Origin of the sequence: Roseovarius atlanticus, from assembly GCF_001441615.1 — a bacterium.
Taxonomy (GTDB): domain Bacteria; phylum Pseudomonadota; class Alphaproteobacteria; order Rhodobacterales; family Rhodobacteraceae; genus Roseovarius; species Roseovarius atlanticus.
Window position 1 is genome coordinate 336,301 of record NZ_LAXJ01000002.1, and the last position, 20,148, is coordinate 356,448.

The following is a 20,148-nucleotide window of genomic DNA, read 5'->3' on the forward strand; positions in this document are numbered from 1 at the left end:
CTTTGCCCGTCTTGGAAGGTCAGCGCCTTGCGTCGCATGTCGGTCGGATACCGCGCGAATCGCCCGCCTTAAACATGTGCTGCAACTCTAACCAATGGTTACAGAAATTGCGCCCCTTAACGTAATACTGCAACCTGAAGCGTTTCGCGATGACCCTGATGTGCAGCTTACCTGCGAAACGCAACACGACAGCCAATCGTTGTACGCGTTTCGACTTTGGCAGATGCCTGCGGATAAAGCCGAAACGCTTTGGCGCGGCGCGGGGGCGCTTGATCTTTGCTTCGGGGCTGGTATGCACGGCCCCGAACGCCATTTCCAAAAGGACGCTGCCCCGTGGATATCGCTGCCCTGCGCTCTGCTCATCCCGATCACTGGAACAAGGCCGCCGCCATCCGCGCGCTGACGCTTGATGCGGTCCACGCGGCCAATTCGGGCCATTCCGGTATGCCCATGGGCATGGCCGACGTGGCCACCGTGCTCTATGAAAAGCACCTGAAATTCGACGCGAGCGCCCCCAACTGGCCCGACCGGGACCGGTTCATCCTGTCCGCGGGCCACGGCTCGATGCTGCTATATTCGCTGCTCTACCTCACCGGCTACGAGGGCATGACGCTCGACCAGATCAAGAACTTCCGCCAGTGGGGCGCGATTACGGCGGGCCACCCGGAAAACTTCCTGCATGACGGGATCGAGACCACGACCGGGCCGCTGGGTCAGGGCATCTCGAACGCCGTGGGTTTCGCCATCGCCGAAGAGGCGCTGCGCGCGCGGTTCGGCAAGAAGGCGGTGGATCACCACACCTACGTCATCGCCGGCGACGGCTGCCTGATGGAGGGTGTCAGCCACGAGGCCATCGGCTTGGCCGGGCGGCTGGGCCTGGGCAAGCTGATCGTGCTGTGGGACAACAACAACATCACCATCGACGGCAAGGTTGATCTGGCCAGCCGCACCGACCAGGTGAAACGCTTCCGCGCCGAGGGCTGGCAGGTGATCGAGATCGACGGGCACGACCCCGAGGAGATCGACGCGGCGCTGACCAAGGCCAAGACCGGCCGGCGCCCGACGATGATCGCCTGCAAGACGCATATCGCTTTGGGCCACGCGGCGCAGGACACCTCGAAAGGGCATGGCGCGCTGACGGATGCCGACCAGATGGCGGCGGCGAAAGAGGCCTATGGCTGGACGACCGGTCCGTTCGAGGTGCCCGCCGACATCAAGAAAGCCTGGGAAGCCATCGGCAAGCGCGGCGCCGAGGCGCACGCCGAGTGGAAAACCCGCATGGGCGAGCTGAGCGAGCGCCGGCAGGCCGAGTTCACCCGCGTCATGGACGGCGAGGTGCCGAAATCTCTGGCCTCGCGCATCCGGGCATTGAAAAAGCAGATTTCCGAGGAATGCCCCAAGGTCGCCACGCGCAAGTCAAGCGAGATGGTGCTGGAGGTCGTGAACCCGGTCATGCAGGAAACCATCGGCGGCTCGGCCGACCTTTCCGGCTCGAACAACACCAAGTCGGGCGACATGACCGTCTTTGACGAGGGCAACCGCAAGGGCCGCTACATCCATTACGGCATCCGCGAGCATGGCATGGCGGCGGCGATGAACGGCATGGCCCTGCATGGCGGCATCCGGCCCTATGGCGGCACGTTCATGTGCTTTACCGACTATGCCCGCCCGGCGATGCGGCTGGCCGCGCTGATGAAGGTGCCCAGCGTCTTCGTGATGACACATGACAGCATCGGCCTGGGCGAGGATGGCCCCACCCACCAGCCGATCGAGCATCTGGCGATCAGCCGCGCCACCCCCAACACCAACGTCTTCCGCCCTTGCGACACGGTGGAAACCGCCGAGGCGTGGGAACTGGCGCTGACCTCGAAATCGACGCCGTCGGTCCTGTCGCTCACCCGCCAGGGCGTGCCGACCCTGCGCACCGAGCACAAGCAGAAGAACCTGACCGCACAGGGCGCCTATGTGCTGGCCGATGCCGAAGGCAAGCGCCAGGCGCTTTTGATGGCCACGGGCTCGGAAGTGGCGATTGCCATGGCCGCGCGGGACCTCTTGCAAGCCGAAGGCATCGGCACGCGCGTCGTCTCGATGCCCTGCTGGGAACTGTTCGAGGAGCAGGACGAGGCCTATCGCCGCAAGGTTCTGCCCGCGGGCCCAGTGCGCGTCGCGGTCGAGGCCGCGATCCGCTTCGGCTGGGACCGCTGGCTTTACGGCGAGCGCGGCAAGCGCGAGAAATCGGGCTTTGTCGGAATGCACGGCTTCGGAGCATCAGCCCCGGCAGAGGTCCTTTACGAGCAGTTCGGGATCACCGCCGAGGCCGTGGCCGAGAAAGCCAAGTCGCTGCTCTGACGCATCTGTGATCGCGCGCGCGGGAACTGCGTGCGCGACACGGGGTTTCTGCTTCGATGCATCAGAGGAGAAACCCCAAATGACATTTCGCCCGATCCTGACCGGAACCGCCCTGCTCGTCGCCCTGCCCGCCTTCGGGCAAGAGTTCGAGCGTGCGCCGCGCAATACCGATCTCGAGCCAGCCTTCGAGGGCCAGTTTCGCGCCCCGCTGGAGTCCAGCGACGTCACACTTCAGGTCACCGATATCGCGGCTGGGCTGGAACATCCCTGGGGGATCGCGATTCTGCCCGAGGAGGACGGATATCTCGTGACCGAACGCCCGGGCCGCCTGCGCCACGTGGCCGAGGACGGAACGCTGTCCGACCCTATTGCCGGGATGCCGGAGGTGGCGGCGCAGGGCCAGGGCGGCTTGCTCGACGTGGTGCTGTCTCCCGACTTTGCCGAAAGCCGCCGGATCTATATCAGCTATGCCAAGCCGGTGGGTGACGGCCTGATGGCCACTGCCGCCGCTTATGGCACGCTGAATGAGGACATGACCGAGGTCACCGACCTGACGGACATCTTCGTGCAGGAGCCCGGCGCGACAGTGCCCAAGCACTTCGGCTCCAGGATCGTCTTCGACGACGCGGGGCATGTGTTCATCACGACCGGCGAACACTCGTCGATGAAATACCGCGAGTACGCGCAGGATACGTCCAACACCTACGGCGTTATCGTCCGCCTGACGCTCGACGGCGAAGTGCCGGAGGACAATCCCTTCGTTGGCGACGAAAACGCCATCGACAGCATCTGGTCCTATGGCCACCGCAACATCCAGGGCGCCACCATGCGCGACGGTGTGCTTTGGGAGGTCGAACACGGCCCCAAGGGCGGGGACGAGCTGAACCGCCCGGAGCCGGGCAAGAACTACGGCTGGCCGGTCATTTCCTATGGCGAGACCTATGGCGGATCGCCCATCGGCTCGGGCGAGGCGCAGCGCGAGGGCATGGAACAGCCCGTCTATTTCTGGGATCCGGTGATCGCGCCGGGCGACATGACCGCCTACGACGGCGGCATGTTCAGCGATTGGGACGGCGATTTCCTGATCGGCTCGCTCAAGCCCGGCGGTATCGTCCGCCTTGAGATGGACGCCGATGGCAAGGTCGCCGCCGAAGAGCGCATGGCGATGAGCCTTGGCCGCGTGCGTGACGTGGATGTCGACAGCGACGGGTCCATCGTGGCGATCACCGATTACGCCGACGGACGCCTGGTGCGGATCGCCACGGACGGCAACGACAGCTGAGGCTCGGCGGTCGCGTCCCGGACCTGATCCGGGACCTCTTGCCAACGTTATCAGGCGCGGCTCAGTGGGCCGCGCCTTTTCCAAACACCGATGCCCAGACCGGGGCGACGACCTTGGTGCCGATGGGGATAAGCAACGTCCCCAGCACCAGCCCGAATACCCCGTCCGCCGCTGCCTGCACCGCCCAGGCGACGAACCCCTGGAACCGGTCGACCGCATGGGCGGCATCCTCGGCCCAGTGATGGATCGTGTCATAGGGCATGGACCAGCCCATCTCGGCCATGCTGTGCAGGATGATCTGGCCGCCGACCCACAGCATCGCCGCCGTGCCGACGATCATCAGAAGTTTGAGGAAATAGGGCATTCCCTTCACGATCACGCGCCCCAGGCCGCGCGTGACGCCAAGGTTACCGTTCTGCGCCATGAAAAGCCCCGCATCGTCGGCCTTCACGATCAGCGCCACCGCGCCATAGACGGCCACGGTGATGCCGACCGCAACCATCGCCAACGTCGCGGCTTCCATCCAGAAATTGCTGGGCGGAATGTTGGACAGCGCGATGGTCATGATCTCGGCCGACAGGATGAAATCGGTCTTAATCGCCCCCTGCACGCGCTGCTCTTCAAGATGGGTGGGATCCTTGGTCTGGTGGCTGCCGTCCGGCCCGCCGTGGTGCTTGCCGACGCCAAGCGCATGGGCCACCTTCTCGGCCCCCTCGAAACATAAGTACGCGCCGCCCAGCATCAGCAAGGGCGGGATCAGCCATGGCGCGAAATTCGACAGGGCCAGCCCCGCCGGCAGCAGAAACACCAGCTTGTTGAAGAGCGAGCCCCGCGCAATCTTCCATACGATCGGCAACTCGCGGGCGGGCGCAAAGCCGCGCAGGTATTTCGGTGTGACCGCCGCGTCGTCGATCGCCGCGCCCGCTGCCTTGGCCCCCGCCTTGGCCGCCTGCCCCGCCACGTCGTCGACCGAGGCCGCCGCCACCTTGACCAGGCTGGTCACATCGTCCAGCAATGCCAGAAGTCCGCTCATACTCTTGCCTCTCGTTACGCTTGGGTCGAATTGGTTAGCGCAATCATGCCCCGCGACAGCTGGTTTGCGCAAACGGTTAACGCTAACACGCCAAACCCTTGCGTTTTAAGGGTTTCAGCGCGGCACCCTTGCGTCTATATCGCCCTCAACACCGGGATAGGAGAACAAAATGACCGTCACCGTCGGCATCAACGGATTCGGCCGGATCGGCCGCTGCACCCTGGCGCATATCGCGGCCAGCACGCGCAACGACATCAAGGTCGCCAAGGTCAACGCCACCGGCCCGCTGGAAACTGCGGCGCACCTGATGAAATACGACAGCGTGCATGGCCGGTTCCCGGGCGACATCACGCTGGGCGACGGCACGATGGATCTGGGCCGTGGACCGATGGAAATGTTCTCGACCTACGACATGGACGAGCTGGACTGGTCCGGCGTCGACGTGGTGCTGGAATGCACCGGCCAATTCAATGATGGTGAGAAAGCCAAGAAGCACCTGGAGCGCGGCGCGGGCAAAGTGCTGTTGTCGGCCCCTGGCAAGAACGTGGATCGCACGGTGGTCTTCGGTGTCAACGACAAGGACCTGCAAGCCGGCGAGCGGATGATCTCGAACGGCTCGTGCACCACCAACTGCCTTGCCCCGGTCGCCAAGGTCCTGCACGAGGCCATCGGCATCGAGTCGGGCATCATGACCACGATCCACGCCTATACCGGCGACCAGCCGACGCTCGACCGCCGCCACAAGGATCTTTACCGCGCCCGCGCCGCGGCGATGTCGATGATCCCCACCTCCACCGGCGCCGCCAAGGCGTTGGGCGAGGTGCTGCCCGACCTCAAGGGCAAGCTGGACGGTTCGGCCATCCGCGTGCCCACGCCCAACGTGTCGGCGGTGGACCTGACATTCCTGGCCAAAAAGGACGTGACCGCGGACGACGTGAACGCCATCATGGCCGAAGCGGCGGCAGGCCCGATGAAGGGCGTTCTGGGCTACGACCCCGAACCCAAGGTGTCGATCGACTTCAACCACACCGAGGAAAGCTCGATCTTCGCGCCCGAGCAGACCCGCGTGACCGGCGGACGGCTCGTGCGCGTGCTGGCCTGGTACGACAACGAATGGGGCTTTTCGTGTCGCATGGCCGACGTGGCCGTGGCGATGGCGCGTCTGAGCTGAACCGACACCACATCGTTTTTAGGGCCCCCGTCGCAGATCGCGGCGGGGGCTTTCGCGTTTCATGGCGGCTTTCCGCCGTAAACATTGGTTATAGGCCGGCGTGACTGCCCCTTTCGGTCGATGGCGCCGGGCCGCCGCGATGTGCATCTCATGGTCGGCAGGCGGCATTACGCCCCTGCCCTGAGCCAACGAACAAGGAGCTCTAGACATGACACGCATCATCGCACTCGCCCTCGCCATCTTTGCCGGCGGCATCGCCTCTGCCTCGGACGACGACGGCAAGCTTGACATGGCCAAGGCCGAACAGATCAAGACCCAGTTGACAGCGCAGGGCTACGAGGTTCGCAAGGTCGAGATGGAAGACGGCCTATACGAGGCCTATGCCATGAAGGACGGCGAGCGCTACGAGATCTACCTCGATTCCGACCTCAACATCGTCAAGTCCAAGCGCGACGACTGACAGGCGAAAGGGCCGGCCCTCGCGCCGGCCCCCATCCCAGACGGGAGAGACAGCATGACACGATACAAGGTCTGGGATCCGGCCATCCGGATCTTTCACTGGACGCTGGCCGCCGCGTTCATCGCCAACGCCTTTCTGATCGACGAGGACGCAAAGCTGCACGAGTGGGTCGGCTATGGCGTCATGGCGCTGGTCGGGCTGCGCATTCTGTGGGGCCTCGTCGGCCCGGGCCATGCCCGGTTCTCCAGCTTCATTCCCGATCCCGGCGCAGTGACGCGACAAGTCGCCGACATGGCCCTGCGCCGCCGCCGCACCCATTTGGGGCATTCACCGCTGGGTGCGTTGATGATCGGCAACCTGCTGCTGTCGATGCTGGCCATCTGCGTCACCGGCTACCTGATGACCACCAACACCTTCTGGGGCGTCGAATGGGTTGAAGAGGCGCACGAGGCGTTCGTTCTCTGGGCCGAGCTTTCGGTGCTGGCCCATGTCGCGGCCGTCGTTCTGGAAAGCCTGCGCACCGGCGTCAACCTGCCCCGCGCGATGATAACCGGGTGCAAGACCGTGCCCGATGACGTTAAACTGGAGCCATGACACCGCGCAGACAGGACAAACCCGGCGCGCTCATCGCGCTGATCGCGGTGCAGAGCCTCTGCGCCGCGTTCTTCCTGTGGGACGTGGTGATGGACCTTGCGCCGTGGGACCTGCGCGCGCTGACCAACCTGCATATCGTGATCGAGGCACTGGCCGCACTGGCGCTGGTGTCGGCCATCGTGTTCGAGACACGCTATCTGATGCGACTGTTGCGGCGTAAGGCCCATCTTGAATCCCAAGTCTCGATCGCGGCGGGCGCCATGGCGGAAATCATCGAGACGCATTTCGACGAATGGGCCCTCACACCGGCGGAACGGGACGTGGCGATGTTCGCGATCAAGGGCTTCTCGGTGGCGGAAACCGCCAAGTTTCGCGGCTCTGCCGAAGGCACCGTCAAATCACAGTTGAACGCGGTCTACCGCAAAGCCGATGTTCCCGGGCGCGGCGCATTACTGGGTCTCTTGGTAGGCGACCTTCTGGACATGCCACTGGTGCCTTCCGAGACGCGTGCCGCGTCTTGAGGCCCTTGCGCCGCACAGCGAAGTTACGGCATACGCAACCCACAGACGGCAGAGCGGTGACGGGCACATGACGAACAAGATCGCGCTTTTTCTGGCCCTGCTGATCATCGCGGGGCTTGGCTGGGACTACTATTACAACGACATGGCCGCGTCGTTCTTCCTTGCGCGCAAGACGGTCGACCTGATCGAGTGGCTGGCCTTCTGGCGCTAGGGTGCCGCGTCAGTCCCTGAATCGCTCTTCCAGTGCGTCCTTGACGGCAGGCGTGACGAAGCGGGTCACGTCACCATGCAGTCGGGCGATTTCCTTCACCAGTTTGCTGGCGATGGCCTGCCGGCGGGCATCGGCCATAAGAAAGACCGTCTCGATCCGGTCGTCCATGGCACGGTTCATACCGACCATCTGGAACTCGTACTCGAAATCCGCCACGGCGCGCAGGCCGCGGATGATCACGCTGGCACCCACGTCGCGGGCGCAGTCGATCAGCAGGTTCTCGAACGGATGCGCCACGATCTCGGTGCCGGTGGCGGCGCTGATGCCGATGCATTCCGCCTCGACCATGGCCACGCGCTCCTCGAGCGTGAACAGCGGGCCTTTATCTCGGTTGATCGCCACGCCTATGACCAGCCGGTCCACCAGCGTGGCCGCGCGGGCGATGATGTCGGTATGGCCCAGTGTGATCGGATCGAACGTGCCGGGATAGAGACCGATGCGCATGGGCTTTTCCTTCGTGTCGTGACGCCCTGCAAGCAACTACAAGCGTTGGAGAATTGCAAGCAAGAGCGCCACTTTCAGTGTTCTTGGACCCATGCCCCAAGAGCGGCCGCCCTGAACTCACAGCGTGTGAAGCCCCCGGTAGGCGCCGGTCGGGATCAGTGTCCCATCACCATGCTTTCAAGCGCGGCCTTCTCCATCGACAGCTCCTGCAGCCGGGCCTTCACCACGTCGCCGATCGTAACCATGCCGACAAGCTTGCCCTCGTCATCGACCACGGGCATGTGGCGGAAGCGGCCATCGGTCATGCGCACCAGGACGGTGTCAGCACTGTCCTGCCGGGTGCAGCAGACAGGTTTCGGGGTCATCAGGTCCGCCACCTTGTCATTGAGGCAGCTCGGGCCCGACGTGGCCAGGCCGCGCACGATGTCGCGTTCCGACAGGATGCCGTCTGCGGTGGCGCCATCCACAGACACGACCAGGCCGCCGATCCGGTGCTTGGCCAGAATTTGCGCAGCCTCGGACACCTCGGTCTCGGGCGTGACGGTGATCACCTTGTCGCTTTGCTTAGACTTTAGTATCTGTTGAACGATCATCCGGACCCTCAATTCTTCAATGATTTCAGGTGACCAGCGTTCCCCAGAACCTGAGTCCTGTCAAGCTTCGGCTTCCAGCCGCGCCACCTCCGCGCGGATCCCCTCGCACAGGGCGGCAGCAAAGCGGTTCATCCGGTCGAGCCTGCGGTCGTCCTGATGCCGCACGAGATAGAAACTCCTGGTCAGGCTGAACGTGTCCGGCAACAGCTTTTGCAGCCGCCGGAAGAATGGCATTGCGAAATCGTGCATGATGCCCACACCGCCCCCCTGCTGGATGCAATGGGCCTGCACCGAAACAGAGTTCGACGCAAGCGCCACCCGGTCCGCACCGGTTTCGCCCAGGTAATCCAGTTCCTTGTCGAAGATCATGTCGGGGATGTAGCCCACCATGCGATGCGCCGCGAGATCGTCCAGCGTCTCGATCGGCGGCGCCTGCCGCAGGTACCAGCGAACGGCCGCGAGATGCAGCTTGTAATCGGTGATCTTCTGAACGCTCAGACGCCCCGCGGAGGGCGGGCTGACCGCGATGACCATGTCCGCTTCGCGCCGACTGAGGTTGAAGACCCGCGGCAGCGCCACGATCTGAAGATCCAGGTCGGGGTTGTCCTTGGCCATCTGCGCGCAGACCTTCGGCAGGATGAAATTGGCGCACCCGTCCGGCGCGCCGATGCGGATCTGACCCGAGAGGCCCCCCGCCTGCCCCGCCATTTCCTCGTCGGCATCGCGCATCGCCGTCTCGGCGCGGCCCACGTGCCCCATCAGCCGCTGGCCCGCATCGGTCAGCGCATAGCCGGTGGGCGACTTGGCGAAAAGCGGCGCGCCGGTATCGGCCTCCAGCCGCGCGATACGGCGGCCCACGGTGGCTGGGTCCAGCTTTAGCGCCCGGCCCGCCGCCGACAGGCTTTCGGTACGCGCCACCGCCAGAAACACCCGCAAATCGTCCCAGTTCGATACCATGCCCCTGCCCTTTGATCCTCTGCTTGGCTTTGCATTCCTGCAAAGCCTTTTTGGAACATTGCCTCTTTTCCCACCAAAAACGCAACGCTAACCTGCGCGCAAACCCAAGGAGGACCGTTATGAAAGACCTGACGCATTATATCGACGGCGCGCGCGTGCCCGGCCAGTCGGGCCGTTTTTCCGACGTCTACAACCCGGCGACCGGCGAAGTGCAAGCGCGCTGCCCGCTGGCCAGCAAGGAAGAATTCGACGACGCGGTCCAGATCGCCGCCAAGGCGCAGCCCGCTTGGTGCGCCACAAACCCGCAAAAACGCGCGCGGGTGATGATGGAGTTCGTGCGCCTTTTGAACCGCGACATGGACAAGCTGGCCGAGACGCTGTCCTCGGAGCACGGCAAGACCTTCCCCGACGCCAAGGGCGACGTGCAGCGGGGCCTCGAAGTGGTGGAATACTGCATCGGCGCGCCGCAGCTTCTGAAGGGCGAATTCACCGACAGCGCCGGTCCCGGCATCGACATGTATTCGATGCGCCAGCCGCTGGGCGTCACGGGTGGCATCACGCCGTTCAACTTCCCCGCCATGATCCCGATGTGGATGTTCGCGCCCGCACTGGCCTGCGGCAACGCCTTTATCCTGAAACCGTCCGAGCGCGACCCGTCCGTGCCGATCATGCTGGCCGAACTCCTGGAAGAGGCCGGCCTTCCCAAGGGCCTTTTGCAAGTGGTCAACGGCGACAAGGAAGCCGTGGACGCGATGATCGACAACGACACCGTGCAATCCATCGGTTTCGTCGGCTCGACCCCGATCGCCGAATACATCTATGGCCGGGGCTGCAGCAACGGCAAGCGCGTGCAGTGCTTCGGCGGGGCCAAGAACCACATGATCGTCATGCCCGACGCAGACATGGACCAGGCCGCCGACGCGCTGATCGGCGCGGGCTACGGTGCGGCCGGCGAACGCTGCATGGCGATTTCCGTGGCCGTACCGGTGGGTGATGAGACAGCGGACAAGCTGATCGAAAAGCTGGTGCCGCGCATCGAGAAACTGAAGGTCGGCCCCTACACCGCCGGCGACGACGTGGATTACGGCCCCGTCGTCACCGCAGCCGCCAAGGAAAAGATCCTGGGCCTGATCGAATCCGGCGTGGAGCAAGGCGCGGAACTGGTCGTCGATGGCCGTGACTTCAAGCTGCAAGGCTACGAAGACGGCTTCTTTGTCGGCCCGCACCTGTTCGACAAGGTGACGCCCGACATGGACATCTACCGCCAGGAAATCTTCGGCCCGGTCCTGTCGACCGTGCGCGCGAAATCCTATGAAGAGGCGCTTGGCCTTGCCATGGACCACGAGATGGGCAACGGCACGGCGATCTTCACCCGTGACGGGGATGCCGCGCGCGACTTCGCCAACCGGATCAACATCGGCATGGTGGGTGTGAACGTCCCGATCCCGGTGCCGCTCGCCTATCACACCTTTGGCGGCTGGAAGAAATCGGCCTTTGGCGACCTGAACCAGCACGGCCCCGACGCCTTCAAGTTCTATACCCGCACCAAGACCGTCACGGCCCGCTGGCCCAGCGGCATCAAGGAAGGCGGCGAGTTCAACTTCAAGGCGATGGATTGAACGCCGTGTCATAAGGATAATGACCGGGCCGCGCGGGAAAACCGCCGCGGCCCGGTTTCGTTTTGGAAGGAGGATCAGGACATGTGGCCCGACACACGGCTTTGCGAGCTTCTGGGGATCGAGCATCCCATCATCCAGGCGCCTATGGCGGGCACCACGACCCCGGCGATGGTGGCGGCGGTGTCGAACGCGGGCGGGCTGGGCTCGCATGGCTGTGCCACGCTGTCGCCGGATAAGCTGGCCGAGGATATCGAGGCGCTGGCGGGGGCCACGAACCGGTCCGTGAACCTGAATTTCTTCTGCCACGCGCCGCAGGACATCTCCGAAGATCATCACGCCGCACTGCTCGACGCGATGCGCCCGCATTACGACGCGGCGGGCGCGACCCTGCCCGAAGGGATGCCGACCCCCACTTTCCTGCCCTTCGGCGCGGCGCAGCTGGATTGCCTTCTGGAACGGCCCCCGGCGGTTGTCAGCTTTCACTTCGGCCTGCCCGAGGACGCCGCCATCGCGGCGCTCAAGGACAAAGGCTGCAAGATCCTGTGTTCCGCCACCACCGTGGCCGAGGCCCGTTGGCTGGTGGCGCGGGGCGTGGATGCGGTGATCGCCCAAGGCTGGGAATCCGGCGGGCACCGGGGGCTGTTCCTGGAGCTGGAAAACGACGCGCAGGTGGGCCTTTTCTCGCTCCTGCCACAGGTGGTGGACGCGGTCGATGTGCCGGTGGTCGCCGCGGGCGGCATCGCCGACGGGCGCGGCATCGCTGCCGCCTTCGCACTTGGCGCGGCGGGCGTGCAGATCGGCACCGCCTTCATCACCGCGGAGGAGACCACCCGCAAACCCTATCATCCCGAGGCGGTCGAGGCCGGCACCGACGAAAGCACCCGGGTGACCCGTGCCGGCTCGGGCCGCCCCGCGCGGGCGCACCGCACCCCGTGGATCGACGCGATGGCCGAGGTGGACGCGGCCCCCTTCCCGCTGATGTACCACTACAGCCGCCCCCTGCTCGAGGCCGATGGCCCCGCACACCAGTTCTCGCTTTACGGCCAAAGCGCGGCGCTGGCCCCCGGCGGCTCGGCCGCGGCCCGGCTGGAAAGCCTGATCGCCAAGGCCAAGGCGGCGTTCAACGGTTAAAGCGTTTCGCCTTTTGCCTGACCGATCAGCGGAACGGGAAACGCGTGCAACGATTGGCTGGTGTACCGCGTTTCGCGAAAAGCTGTGACTCAAGTTTATCGCGAAACGCTTTCGTCACGTCCTCACCGGCACGCGAAACGCCCAACCGTCACTTCGCACCGAAATCCTGTGGCCTTATCGGTACACGGTCAGCCCGGCGGCTGCGCAGACGCGGTTTCGCTAAGGGCGGACCGGTGTCGCGCCAGGCTGGACTGCCTCGCCAGCATCTGCGCCTCTTTCCGCTTGAGCGCGGGATGTGCCAACTGATATCCGGCGGGTGTCACCCCCGCGGCAAGTTCCGGGAAGATCTCCAGCATTTCCGACCGGGCCGAGCGCTCCAGCCCCTCCAGCGCGACAGAGCCGGGAAACAGGCTTTCCGCCGGCATCCCGTTGGCCACCAGAACCACGTGCTCGGCGCACATGACGTGGCAGTATTCCACCTCATCCAATGCGGTATTCAAACGGATGTCCTCGCCGTTCACCAGATGCACGGCCGGCGCAAAGACGGCGTCCGCGCCAGAATACAGCCGCGCGCGCCAGTCATCCAATACGATCCTGTGCTGCTGTGAGACGCGCGTGATCCTGTAGGGCCGGCCTTCGCCGAACGCGTCGCGCTCGATATCCACGGGACGCCACTTGTGAAAGGCCGACGCACGGGGCAGCGACAGCTTGCGCGACCCGGTCCAGATGATCTCATGCCGTTTGCCATAGTAATCGACCACCTCGTCGCCCACGTCCAGCTCCTGAATGGTGCGTTCGCCCCACGGGGTCAGGATCAGCGTGTCGGCGGCAAAGCAGACCGGGGTGAACACCTGATATGGGTCTGCCGTGATGTCGACGTTCAGAAGCAGCTGCCCAAGGGCCGGTTCTCCGTTCGGATAGTGAAAATAGATCTGGCCACCGGCCTCGAACACGACCACGTCGACAGTCGGGCCGACGCCGACGAATATCCCGAGGACTTCGGCCCCACCCGTAGCGCTGCCGCTGCCGATATAATTGATCGGCGCGCCGTTGAAGGTTGAGACGCCATCGTCCGCATCCTCCAACAGCCCGTCATTGTCTTCAAGCGTCCCGGTCTGCGCGCCTCCGAAGTTGCTGAGCAGAAGTGTCGTCGATCCCGCAAGCAAGTCTGCGGCGAGCAGAGACCCCGAATAAGGAGTGACTTCGATGTCTGAAGTGGCCATAAAAATGCCTCCTGCGTTAAACACCCACCCTCTCAGGCTGCCAAATCAGGACACATTTACAACTTAAACGGTATTTTCCTTACCGTTGGGAAGGCCGGAAGCGCTTTTATTTTCAATGAAAAAAATACGTTACGTGCAGTTCACAGAGTGGAAACAGATTGTTTCAAGCGCACGTTTAAGGTGTGTTTATTAACCTATGTTAATTAAATTTTAATTGTAGGAATAAATTCTCCGAATCGAAGTAGGGTGTATCGAAGCTTCCGCCTCTTCCGCGACATGTTTCCGCCCCATTTCGGATGATGGCTCTTGGAAGTTTGTCTCGTTGTCAGCACCGCGACCGGGCCTGTCCCAAGGTTGCTGCCCGTCGCTCATACGCCTCTTGCCAAACGTCATGCTTTGTTGCTGGTATCAAACCAAAGGGAGGCAGCCATGACAGCAGACGGCCCCGATTTCACCATCGGTATCGAGGAAGAATACCTGTTGGTGGACCGCGACAGCCTTGACTTGGCCGAGGCGCCGTCCGAACTGATGGAGGCCTGCGCCGAGGAGTTGCAGGATCAGGTGGCGCCCGAATTCCTGAAATGCCAGATCGAGATCGGAACCAAGGTCTGCAAGGACGTCTCCGAGGCGCGCGAGGACCTCAAGCGCCTGCGTGCCTGCGTTTCCAAACACGCTGCCGCCCATAACCTTGTGCCAATCGCCGCGTCCTGCCACCCGTTTTCCGACTGGCGCGACCAGCCGCACACCGACAAGGACCGCTACAATACGCTGAGCGATGACCTCGCAGGCGTGGTGCAACGAATGCTGATCTGCGGGATGCATGTCCATGTGGGAATCGAGGATCCGGACCGCCGCGTCGACCTGATGAACCAGCTGAGCTACTTCCTGCCGCATCTGCTGGCGCTCAGCACCTCCTCTCCCTTCTGGCAAGGGCACGACACGGGGCTGGACAGTTACCGCCTGACCGTGTTCGACAACCTGCCCCGCACCGGCCTGCCCCCGCGCATGGAAAGCTTTGCGGAGTTCGAACGCTCGGTGGGATCGCTCACCGACCTGGGCGTGATCGAGGACGCCAGCAAGATCTGGTGGGATCTGCGCCCGTCCTCGAAGTTTCCCACCATCGAGTCGCGGATCTGCGACGTGCAGCCCCGTATGGAACACACGCTGATGCTGGCGGCGCTAACACAGTGCATCACCCGGATGCTGTGGCGGCTGGCGACGAAGAACCAGCGCTGGCGCATCTACGACCGCTTCCTGGTGGACGAGAACCGCTGGCGCGCGCAACGCTACGGCACCCGCGAGGGCCTGATCGACTTTGGCCGTGGCGCGATCGTGCCCATGGCGGAATTGGCCGAGGAACTGCTGGAGCTGATCGAGGAAGACGCCCGTTATTTCGCCTGCATCTCCGAGGTCGAGATCGTGCGAGAGGTGATGCGCACCGGCACGTCATCGACCCGACAGCGCCGGGCGTTCGACGCGGCAAAGGACGACGGCGCCGGACAAGACGCCGCCCTGCGCGCCGTGGTCAGCCATCTGGTCGAAGAGTTTCACGCCGACCTGTGACCCGGATGCAAGGATCGGCGTCATATCGCCGCTGCTGGCCTTCAAACCTGCGTGAGGCGGCAAAATCGCGCGGGTTTTCCCCTTAACCTTTCTATCGATCCGGTTAAGTAGAGCAAAAATACACGCAAACGGAGCATCCCCATGTCCAAGACCCGCTTCACGCGCCGCGCCACGCTTCTGGGCGCCGCCGCCACGCTGGCCACCCCGTCCCTGTTGCTGGCACAGGACAATTCGCCACTGTCTTCGTCGGTCAAGCGAAATGCGTCCTCATTCACCACGCGCGACTGGAACGACTATTTCGACAGCCTGGGCTCCGGCCGCATCGTCTGCGACATCAACAGCCGCGCGGTGCATCACTGGAATTCAAGCGGGGTCTATTCGCTCTACCCCTCGTCCGTGCCGATGACCGATGAATTGACCCGCCGCGGCTATACCGAGATCGTGCGCAAGAAGGTCGGCCCGACCTGGACCCCGACCGAGTCGATGAAACAACGCGACCCCAGCCTGCCCGATTTCATGGATGCCGGTCCCGGCAACCCCTTGGGCACCCACGCGATGTATCTCAGCTGGCCCGCCTACCTGATCCACGGCACCCACGACACGCGCAAGATCGGGCGGCGGTCGTCCTCGGGCTGCATCGGCCTTTATAACGAGCATATCGCAGAGCTGTTCGCAAAGACCGAGGTCGGCACCAAGGTGCTGGTGCTCTGACCTTACGGCACAATCGGACATTGGGAAACGGGCGCGGCACGTACGGTGCGGCGCCCGTTTTCATTGACGCGGGCATAAGTCCGACAGCCCTTGATTCCTCGCAAGGTTCTGCGCGACCCTCTGATCACAGCTTGCGACGCCGCTGCGAACAGGTTAATTAAACACACGTTCAATTACTCATCCGGGTAAGACGAGGAGGACCAAGCGATGGATTTCGCGCTCAGCGAGGAACAGACCGCCATTTTCGACATGGCACATGCCTTCGGCCAGGACGCCATCGCGCCCCACGCCCGCGCCTGGGAAGCGCAGGGCACCATCCCCAAAGAGCTGTGGCCACAGGTCGGCGAATTGGGCTTCGGCGGTCTTTACGTCAGCGAAGAGTCCGGCGGCGCGGGCCTTTCCCGGCTTGACGCAACGCTGGTGTTCGAGGCGCTCTCCATGGCCTGCCCCTCGGTCGCGGCGTTTCTCTCGATCCACAATATGTGCGCCCGGATGATCGACAATTTCGCCAGCGACGACTTCAAGGCCCGCGTCCTGCCCGACGTGATCCCGATGAAGACGGTGCTGTCCTACTGCCTGACCGAACCGGGGTCCGGCTCCGACGCCGCAGCTCTCAAAACCCGCGCCGCGCGCACCAACGACGGCTATACGCTCAACGGCACCAAGGCGTTCATCTCGGGCGGCGGCTATTCGGACGCCTATGTCTGCATGGTCCGCACCGGCGAGGACGGCCCCAAGGGCATCTCGACCGTCTATGTCGAGGACGGCACGCCCGGGCTCAGCTTCGGCGGGCTGGAAGACAAGATGGGATGGCGCAGCCAACCCACGGCGCAAGTGCAGTTCGACGATTGCGCCATTCCCGCCGAGAACCTCGTGGGCGAAGAAGGCAAAGGGTTCAGCTATGCCATGGCCGGGCTGGATGGCGGGCGCCTCAACATCTCCGCCTGCTCGCTGGGGGCTGCGCAACAGGCGCTCGACATGACCAAGGCCTATATGCGCGAGCGCAAGGCCTTCGGGCAAAGCATCGACCAGTTCCAGGCCCTGCAATTCCGCCTGGCGGACCTCGAGATCGAGCTGCAGGCCGCCCGCGTCTTTCTGCGCCAGGCCGCGTGGAAGCTGGACACCAAGGCGCCGGATGCCACGAAATACTGCGCCATGGCCAAGAAATTCGTCACCGAGGCAGGCAGCCGGATCGTCAACCAGTGCCTGCAACTGCATGGTGGCTACGGCTACCTCGCGGACTATGGTATCGAAAAGCTGGTCCGCGACCTGCGCGTGCACGAGATCCTCGAAGGCACCAACGAAATCATGCGCCTGATCGTGGCGCGGCATATGCTGGCGGAAGGGTGACAAGGAGTGAGTCGCTTGCTCCATATCCAATACGCCGTCCTTTCCGTGCAGATGATGCTGTTCAGGATAACCGGAAAGGTGCCGCTTCTCGGCCCTGTCCTGTTCTTGATACTCTCCGCAGTGAGCGCGTGTTTGTTGGGTGGAACGCTAGGATTGCTGGTCACGGCTGTTCCGCAACTCGATCCGGGACACATGCCACACGCCTTTGGCATTCTGCTATCGATACTGCTTTTGTGTGTATTCGCATTGCTTGCTTGGAAAGCTTTCGAAACAGGCCTGTTTCTAATGCTTTCATTCCTCAATGTTGTTTTTGGAAGGCGGGATGCTCCGGCTAGGCTAGAGCAAGCTTACGCAGCGAAGCGCACTAAGGTTCTGCAAAAGTTGGAGACTGCATGACCGACATCTCGATCCGCAAAACCGGTCGCGCGGGCCGCATCACCCTCACCCGCCCCAAGGCGCTCAACGCCGTGTCCTACGACATGTGCCTTGCCATCGAAAAAGCGTTGGACGATTGGGCCACCGACGACGACGTCGCGCTGGTCATCATCGACGCCGAGGGCGACAAGGCGTTCTGTGCGGGCGGCGACATCCAGCAGCTTTACGACACCGGCCGCGCAGGCGACTTCGCCTATGGCCAGACGTTCTGGCGCGACGAATACCGCCTGAACGCCAAGATCGCCGAGTACCCCAAACCCTACATCGCCTTCATGCAGGGCTTCACCATGGGCGGCGGCGTGGGCATTTCCTGCCACGGGTCGCACCGGATCGTCTGCGACAGCAGCCAGATCGCCATGCCCGAATGCGGCATCGGGCTGGTGCCCGACGTGGGCGGTTCGCTGATCCTCGCCAACGCGCCGGGCCGGCTGGGCGAATACCTGGGCCTGACCACCTCCCGCATGGGCCCGGCCGACGCGATCTATGCCGGTTTTGCCGACAGCTACATCCCGCAGGACCACTGGACCGATCTCATCGCGAAACTCGAAGAGACCGGCGATGTGAGCCACATCAAAGGCGAGACGCCCCCGCAAGGGACTCTGAGCGACCAGCAGCCCGAGATCGACGCGCTCTTCGACGGTGCCGACCTTGGCGCGTTCATGACTGCGTTGGAGGCGTCCGATAGCGACCTCGCCGCCTCCGCGCTGAAATCCATGCGCCGCAACTCGCCCCTGTCGATGGCCTCGACGGTGGAAATCCTGCACCGCCTGCGCGGCGCGGGGGGCGATATCCGCCACGCGCTGGAACTGGAATACCGCTTCACCTTCCGCGCGATGGAGCATGGCGATTTCCTCGAAGGCATCCGCGCCGCCGTGATCGACAAGGACCGCAGCCCGAACTGGCAGCACGACCTCGCCACGCCGCCCACCGCGGCCGCCGAACAGATGCTTTTGCCGCTGGGGCCGGACGCAATGACATTCAAGACCTGAGGGAGGGACCTGACATGAAGATCGGATTCATCGGACTGGGCAACATGGGCGCGCCCATGGCCGCCAACCTGGCCGCCGCCGGACACGAGGTGACCGGCTTCGACACCGCCGGCACCACCGCCGAGGGCGTGGCCAATGCCGACACCGCCGAGGCCGCCGTGCAAGCGGCGGACGTCGTCATCACCATGCTGCCCAACGGCCAGATCCTGCGCAAGGTGGCCGACACCGTGATCCCGGCGATGAAACAGGGCGCGGTGCTGCTAGATTGCTCCACCGTCGACGTGGACAGCGCCCGCGCCGTGGCCGAGCAGGCCAACGCGGCAGGCCTCGGCGCGCTTGACGCGCCGGTCTCGGGCGGCATCGGCGGCGCGCAGGGCGGCACGCTCACCTTCATGGTGGGCGGCGACGACGGCGCGTTCGAGACGGCCAAGCCGCTTTTCGACATCATGGGCCAGAAGGCCGTGCATTGCGGCCCCTCGGGCAACGGCCAGGCCGCCAAGATCTGCAACAACATGATCCTTGGCGCCACCATGATCGTCACCTGCGAAGCCTTCGCGCTGGCCGACAAGCTGGGCCTCGACCGCCAGGCGATGTTCGACGTGGTGTCGACCTCGTCGGGCTACAGCTGGTCGATGAACGCCTATTGCCCCGCTCCGGGAATCGGCCCGAAATCGCCGTCCGACAACGAGTACAAGCCCGGCTTCGCCGCCGAACTGATGCTGAAGGATCTGACCCTGGCCATGCAGGCCGCCGAGTCCGCCGACGCCGACACGCCCATCGGCCAGGCCGCCCGCGAGCTCTACCGCCGCTTCGTCGAGGACGAAGACGGCAATGGCCGCGATTTTTCCGCCATGCTGCCCCGGTTCGAAAACCGCGGACACCAGGGCTGACCCGCCTCTTCCTCGGGCCAAAAATATCCCGGGGGAGCGTCGAAACCCTGTTTCGGCGCGGGGGCAGCGCCCCCTTTCCCGGTCCGGCATCCACGCACCGGCGCAACCGGCATGAAGCCGCCGGCGCACCTGACCCTGAGGAACGCTCCTTCTGCCCAGGTGTTATCCGCCAAAGCAGAAGGAGAAACCACATGTGGAAACCCGTCCTGACCGTATCCATCGTCGCCATGTCCCTGGCCGGGCCCGTGGCGGCCAAGTCGAACGGCTGCCCTCCAGGTCTGGCCAAGAAAGCCGTGCCGTGCGTCCCGCCGGGACAGGCCAAGAAGCATTCGGGCTATGACAGGGACCACTATGACGGCTATCGCCGGGGGGACGTGATCCGTGGCGACTACGTGATCATCCGCGATCCGGGCCGCTATGGTCTTGACCCTTACGGCACCTATTACCGGGTCGGAGACCAGGTTCTGCGCGTCGATCGCGATACCCGCGAAGTGCTCGATCTGATCGGGGCAGCCGCGCGCATCCTGAATTAAGTTCAGCGCGCAAACTTCTGAAAAACAAT

At 63.9% G+C, this 20,148-nt stretch carries 21 protein-coding genes; 16 read left to right on the forward strand and 5 right to left on the reverse strand.

From position 1 onward, the window contains the following. The first annotated feature begins 333 nt into the window (after window positions 1-333). Window positions 334-2,349 carry a transketolase gene (gene tkt / locus XM53_RS01935; RefSeq protein ID WP_057789706.1) on the forward strand — a complete coding sequence of 672 codons (2,016 nt, stop codon included), beginning with the start codon at window positions 334-336 and terminating at the stop codon, window positions 2,347-2,349. 79 nt (window positions 2,350-2,428) lie between these two features. Next, window positions 2,429-3,631: a PQQ-dependent sugar dehydrogenase gene (locus XM53_RS01940; protein WP_057789708.1), complete on the forward strand. Its 1,203-nt coding sequence runs from the start codon at window positions 2,429-2,431 to the stop codon at window positions 3,629-3,631. A gap of 61 nt (window positions 3,632-3,692) precedes the next feature. Here XM53_RS01940 and XM53_RS01945 read toward each other — a convergent pair whose 3' ends face one another. Further along, window positions 3,693-4,664, reverse strand: a complete 972-nt coding sequence (locus tag XM53_RS01945) for a DUF808 domain-containing protein (protein ID WP_057789710.1) — start codon at window positions 4,662-4,664, stop codon at window positions 3,693-3,695. A 169-nt stretch (window positions 4,665-4,833) separates the two neighbouring features. Here XM53_RS01945 and gap point away from each other — a divergent pair, with 169 nt between their 5' ends. The 5 genes from gap to XM53_RS23520 all read left to right on the forward strand — a co-directional run bounded on the left by gap (window position 4,834) and on the right by XM53_RS23520 (window position 7,621). Further along, window positions 4,834-5,835, forward strand: a complete 1,002-nt coding sequence (gene gap, locus XM53_RS01950; RefSeq protein WP_057789712.1) for a type I glyceraldehyde-3-phosphate dehydrogenase — start codon at window positions 4,834-4,836, stop codon at window positions 5,833-5,835. A gap of 208 nt (window positions 5,836-6,043) precedes the next feature. Beyond that, window positions 6,044-6,295: a PepSY domain-containing protein gene (locus XM53_RS01955; protein ID WP_057789714.1), complete on the forward strand. Its 252-nt coding sequence runs from the start codon at window positions 6,044-6,046 to the stop codon at window positions 6,293-6,295. 54 nt (window positions 6,296-6,349) lie between these two features. Beyond that, a complete protein-coding gene (locus XM53_RS01960; RefSeq protein WP_057789715.1) occupies window positions 6,350-6,889 on the forward strand; it encodes a cytochrome b/b6 domain-containing protein in 540 nt (179 codons plus the stop codon). Beyond that, a complete protein-coding gene (locus XM53_RS01965) occupies window positions 6,886-7,410 on the forward strand; it encodes a helix-turn-helix transcriptional regulator (protein WP_057789717.1) in 525 nt (174 codons plus the stop codon). Before XM53_RS01960 ends, XM53_RS01965 begins: the two co-directional genes overlap by 4 nt. 67 nt (window positions 7,411-7,477) lie before the next feature. After that, window positions 7,478-7,621, forward strand: a complete 144-nt coding sequence (locus tag XM53_RS23520; protein ID WP_057789719.1) for a hypothetical protein — start codon at window positions 7,478-7,480, stop codon at window positions 7,619-7,621. A gap of 9 nt (window positions 7,622-7,630) precedes the next feature. Here XM53_RS23520 and coaD read toward each other — a convergent pair whose 3' ends face one another. From coaD to XM53_RS01985, 3 genes are all read right to left on the reverse strand, one after another. Continuing rightward, a complete protein-coding gene (coaD, locus tag XM53_RS01975) occupies window positions 7,631-8,125 on the reverse strand; it encodes a pantetheine-phosphate adenylyltransferase (protein ID WP_057789721.1) in 495 nt (164 codons plus the stop codon). Window positions 8,126-8,280: 155 nt separating this feature from the next. Further along, a complete protein-coding gene (locus XM53_RS01980) occupies window positions 8,281-8,718 on the reverse strand; it encodes a CBS domain-containing protein (RefSeq protein ID WP_057789722.1) in 438 nt (145 codons plus the stop codon). 60 nt (window positions 8,719-8,778) lie between these two features. Then, on the reverse strand, window positions 8,779-9,675 hold the full coding sequence (locus tag XM53_RS01985) for a LysR family transcriptional regulator (protein ID WP_057789724.1): 897 nt from the start codon (window positions 9,673-9,675) through the stop codon (window positions 8,779-8,781). A gap of 119 nt (window positions 9,676-9,794) precedes the next feature. On the opposite strand from XM53_RS01985, the gene XM53_RS01990 reads away from it, so the two are divergent. After that, window positions 9,795-11,294 (forward strand): CoA-acylating methylmalonate-semialdehyde dehydrogenase, encoded by a 1,500-nt coding sequence (locus XM53_RS01990; RefSeq protein WP_057789726.1) that lies wholly within the window; start codon window positions 9,795-9,797, stop codon window positions 11,292-11,294. Between the two features lie 81 nt (window positions 11,295-11,375). Then, the gene (locus tag XM53_RS01995) at window positions 11,376-12,425 is read left to right on the forward strand and encodes an NAD(P)H-dependent flavin oxidoreductase (protein WP_057789731.1); all 1,050 of its coding nucleotides are present in this window, start codon (window positions 11,376-11,378) and stop codon (window positions 12,423-12,425) included. A gap of 188 nt (window positions 12,426-12,613) precedes the next feature. Here the strand turns inward: XM53_RS01995 and XM53_RS02000 are convergent, their stop codons facing one another. After that, on the reverse strand, window positions 12,614-13,648 hold the full coding sequence (locus XM53_RS02000; protein WP_057789733.1) for a Hint domain-containing protein: 1,035 nt from the start codon (window positions 13,646-13,648) through the stop codon (window positions 12,614-12,616). Between the two features lie 429 nt (window positions 13,649-14,077). Between XM53_RS02000 and XM53_RS02005 the strand changes: the two genes are divergently transcribed. The 7 genes from XM53_RS02005 to XM53_RS02035 all read left to right on the forward strand — a co-directional run bounded on the left by XM53_RS02005 (window position 14,078) and on the right by XM53_RS02035 (window position 20,119). Then, window positions 14,078-15,211 carry a carboxylate-amine ligase gene (locus XM53_RS02005; protein WP_057789735.1) on the forward strand — a complete coding sequence of 378 codons (1,134 nt, stop codon included), beginning with the start codon at window positions 14,078-14,080 and terminating at the stop codon, window positions 15,209-15,211. A gap of 141 nt (window positions 15,212-15,352) precedes the next feature. Further along, window positions 15,353-15,922, forward strand: a complete 570-nt coding sequence (locus tag XM53_RS02010) for a L,D-transpeptidase (RefSeq protein ID WP_057789738.1) — start codon at window positions 15,353-15,355, stop codon at window positions 15,920-15,922. A gap of 207 nt (window positions 15,923-16,129) precedes the next feature. Further along, the gene (locus XM53_RS02015; RefSeq protein WP_057789740.1) at window positions 16,130-17,272 is read left to right on the forward strand and encodes an acyl-CoA dehydrogenase family protein; all 1,143 of its coding nucleotides are present in this window, start codon (window positions 16,130-16,132) and stop codon (window positions 17,270-17,272) included. Between the two features lie 15 nt (window positions 17,273-17,287). Then, window positions 17,288-17,668: a hypothetical protein gene (locus XM53_RS02020; RefSeq protein ID WP_057789742.1), complete on the forward strand. Its 381-nt coding sequence runs from the start codon at window positions 17,288-17,290 to the stop codon at window positions 17,666-17,668. After that, window positions 17,665-18,696, forward strand: coding sequence for an enoyl-CoA hydratase/isomerase family protein (locus XM53_RS02025; RefSeq protein ID WP_057789745.1), 1,032 nt, complete (start codon window positions 17,665-17,667; stop codon window positions 18,694-18,696). The genes XM53_RS02020 and XM53_RS02025 overlap by 4 nt, the downstream gene beginning before the upstream one ends. 14 nt (window positions 18,697-18,710) lie before the next feature. Further along, window positions 18,711-19,586 carry a 3-hydroxyisobutyrate dehydrogenase gene (mmsB, locus tag XM53_RS02030; protein WP_057789747.1) on the forward strand — a complete coding sequence of 292 codons (876 nt, stop codon included), beginning with the start codon at window positions 18,711-18,713 and terminating at the stop codon, window positions 19,584-19,586. Window positions 19,587-19,777: 191 nt separating this feature from the next. After that, window positions 19,778-20,119 (forward strand): hypothetical protein, encoded by a 342-nt coding sequence (locus XM53_RS02035; protein ID WP_057789749.1) that lies wholly within the window; start codon window positions 19,778-19,780, stop codon window positions 20,117-20,119. Window positions 20,120-20,148 lie beyond the last annotated feature (29 nt).

Bases quoted from the DNA above. Each gene is read 5' to 3' on its own strand.
- XM53_RS01940 (WP_057789708.1), top strand. From the start codon at position 2,429: ATGACATTTCGCCCGATCCTGACCGGAACCGCCCTGCTCGTCGCCCTG.
- XM53_RS01945 (WP_057789710.1), bottom strand. From the start codon at position 4,664: ATGAGCGGACTTCTGGCATTGCTGGACGATGTGACCAGCCTGGTCAAG.
- gap (WP_057789712.1), top strand. From the start codon at position 4,834: ATGACCGTCACCGTCGGCATCAACGGATTCGGCCGGATCGGCCGCTGC.
- XM53_RS01955 (WP_057789714.1), top strand. From the start codon at position 6,044: ATGACACGCATCATCGCACTCGCCCTCGCCATCTTTGCCGGCGGCATC.
- XM53_RS01960 (WP_057789715.1), top strand. From the start codon at position 6,350: ATGACACGATACAAGGTCTGGGATCCGGCCATCCGGATCTTTCACTGG.
- XM53_RS01965 (WP_057789717.1), top strand. From the start codon at position 6,886: ATGACACCGCGCAGACAGGACAAACCCGGCGCGCTCATCGCGCTGATC.
- XM53_RS23520 (WP_057789719.1), top strand. From the start codon at position 7,478: ATGACGAACAAGATCGCGCTTTTTCTGGCCCTGCTGATCATCGCGGGG.
- coaD (WP_057789721.1), bottom strand. From the start codon at position 8,125: ATGCGCATCGGTCTCTATCCCGGCACGTTCGATCCGATCACACTGGGC.
- XM53_RS01980 (WP_057789722.1), bottom strand. From the start codon at position 8,718: ATGATCGTTCAACAGATACTAAAGTCTAAGCAAAGCGACAAGGTGATC.
- XM53_RS01985 (WP_057789724.1), bottom strand. From the start codon at position 9,675: ATGGTATCGAACTGGGACGATTTGCGGGTGTTTCTGGCGGTGGCGCGT.
- XM53_RS01990 (WP_057789726.1), top strand. From the start codon at position 9,795: ATGAAAGACCTGACGCATTATATCGACGGCGCGCGCGTGCCCGGCCAG.
- XM53_RS01995 (WP_057789731.1), top strand. From the start codon at position 11,376: ATGTGGCCCGACACACGGCTTTGCGAGCTTCTGGGGATCGAGCATCCC.
- XM53_RS02000 (WP_057789733.1), bottom strand. From the start codon at position 13,648: ATGGCCACTTCAGACATCGAAGTCACTCCTTATTCGGGGTCTCTGCTC.
- XM53_RS02005 (WP_057789735.1), top strand. From the start codon at position 14,078: ATGACAGCAGACGGCCCCGATTTCACCATCGGTATCGAGGAAGAATAC.
- XM53_RS02010 (WP_057789738.1), top strand. From the start codon at position 15,353: ATGTCCAAGACCCGCTTCACGCGCCGCGCCACGCTTCTGGGCGCCGCC.
- XM53_RS02015 (WP_057789740.1), top strand. From the start codon at position 16,130: ATGGATTTCGCGCTCAGCGAGGAACAGACCGCCATTTTCGACATGGCA.
- XM53_RS02025 (WP_057789745.1), top strand. From the start codon at position 17,665: ATGACCGACATCTCGATCCGCAAAACCGGTCGCGCGGGCCGCATCACC.
- mmsB (WP_057789747.1), top strand. From the start codon at position 18,711: ATGAAGATCGGATTCATCGGACTGGGCAACATGGGCGCGCCCATGGCC.
- XM53_RS02035 (WP_057789749.1), top strand. From the start codon at position 19,778: ATGTGGAAACCCGTCCTGACCGTATCCATCGTCGCCATGTCCCTGGCC.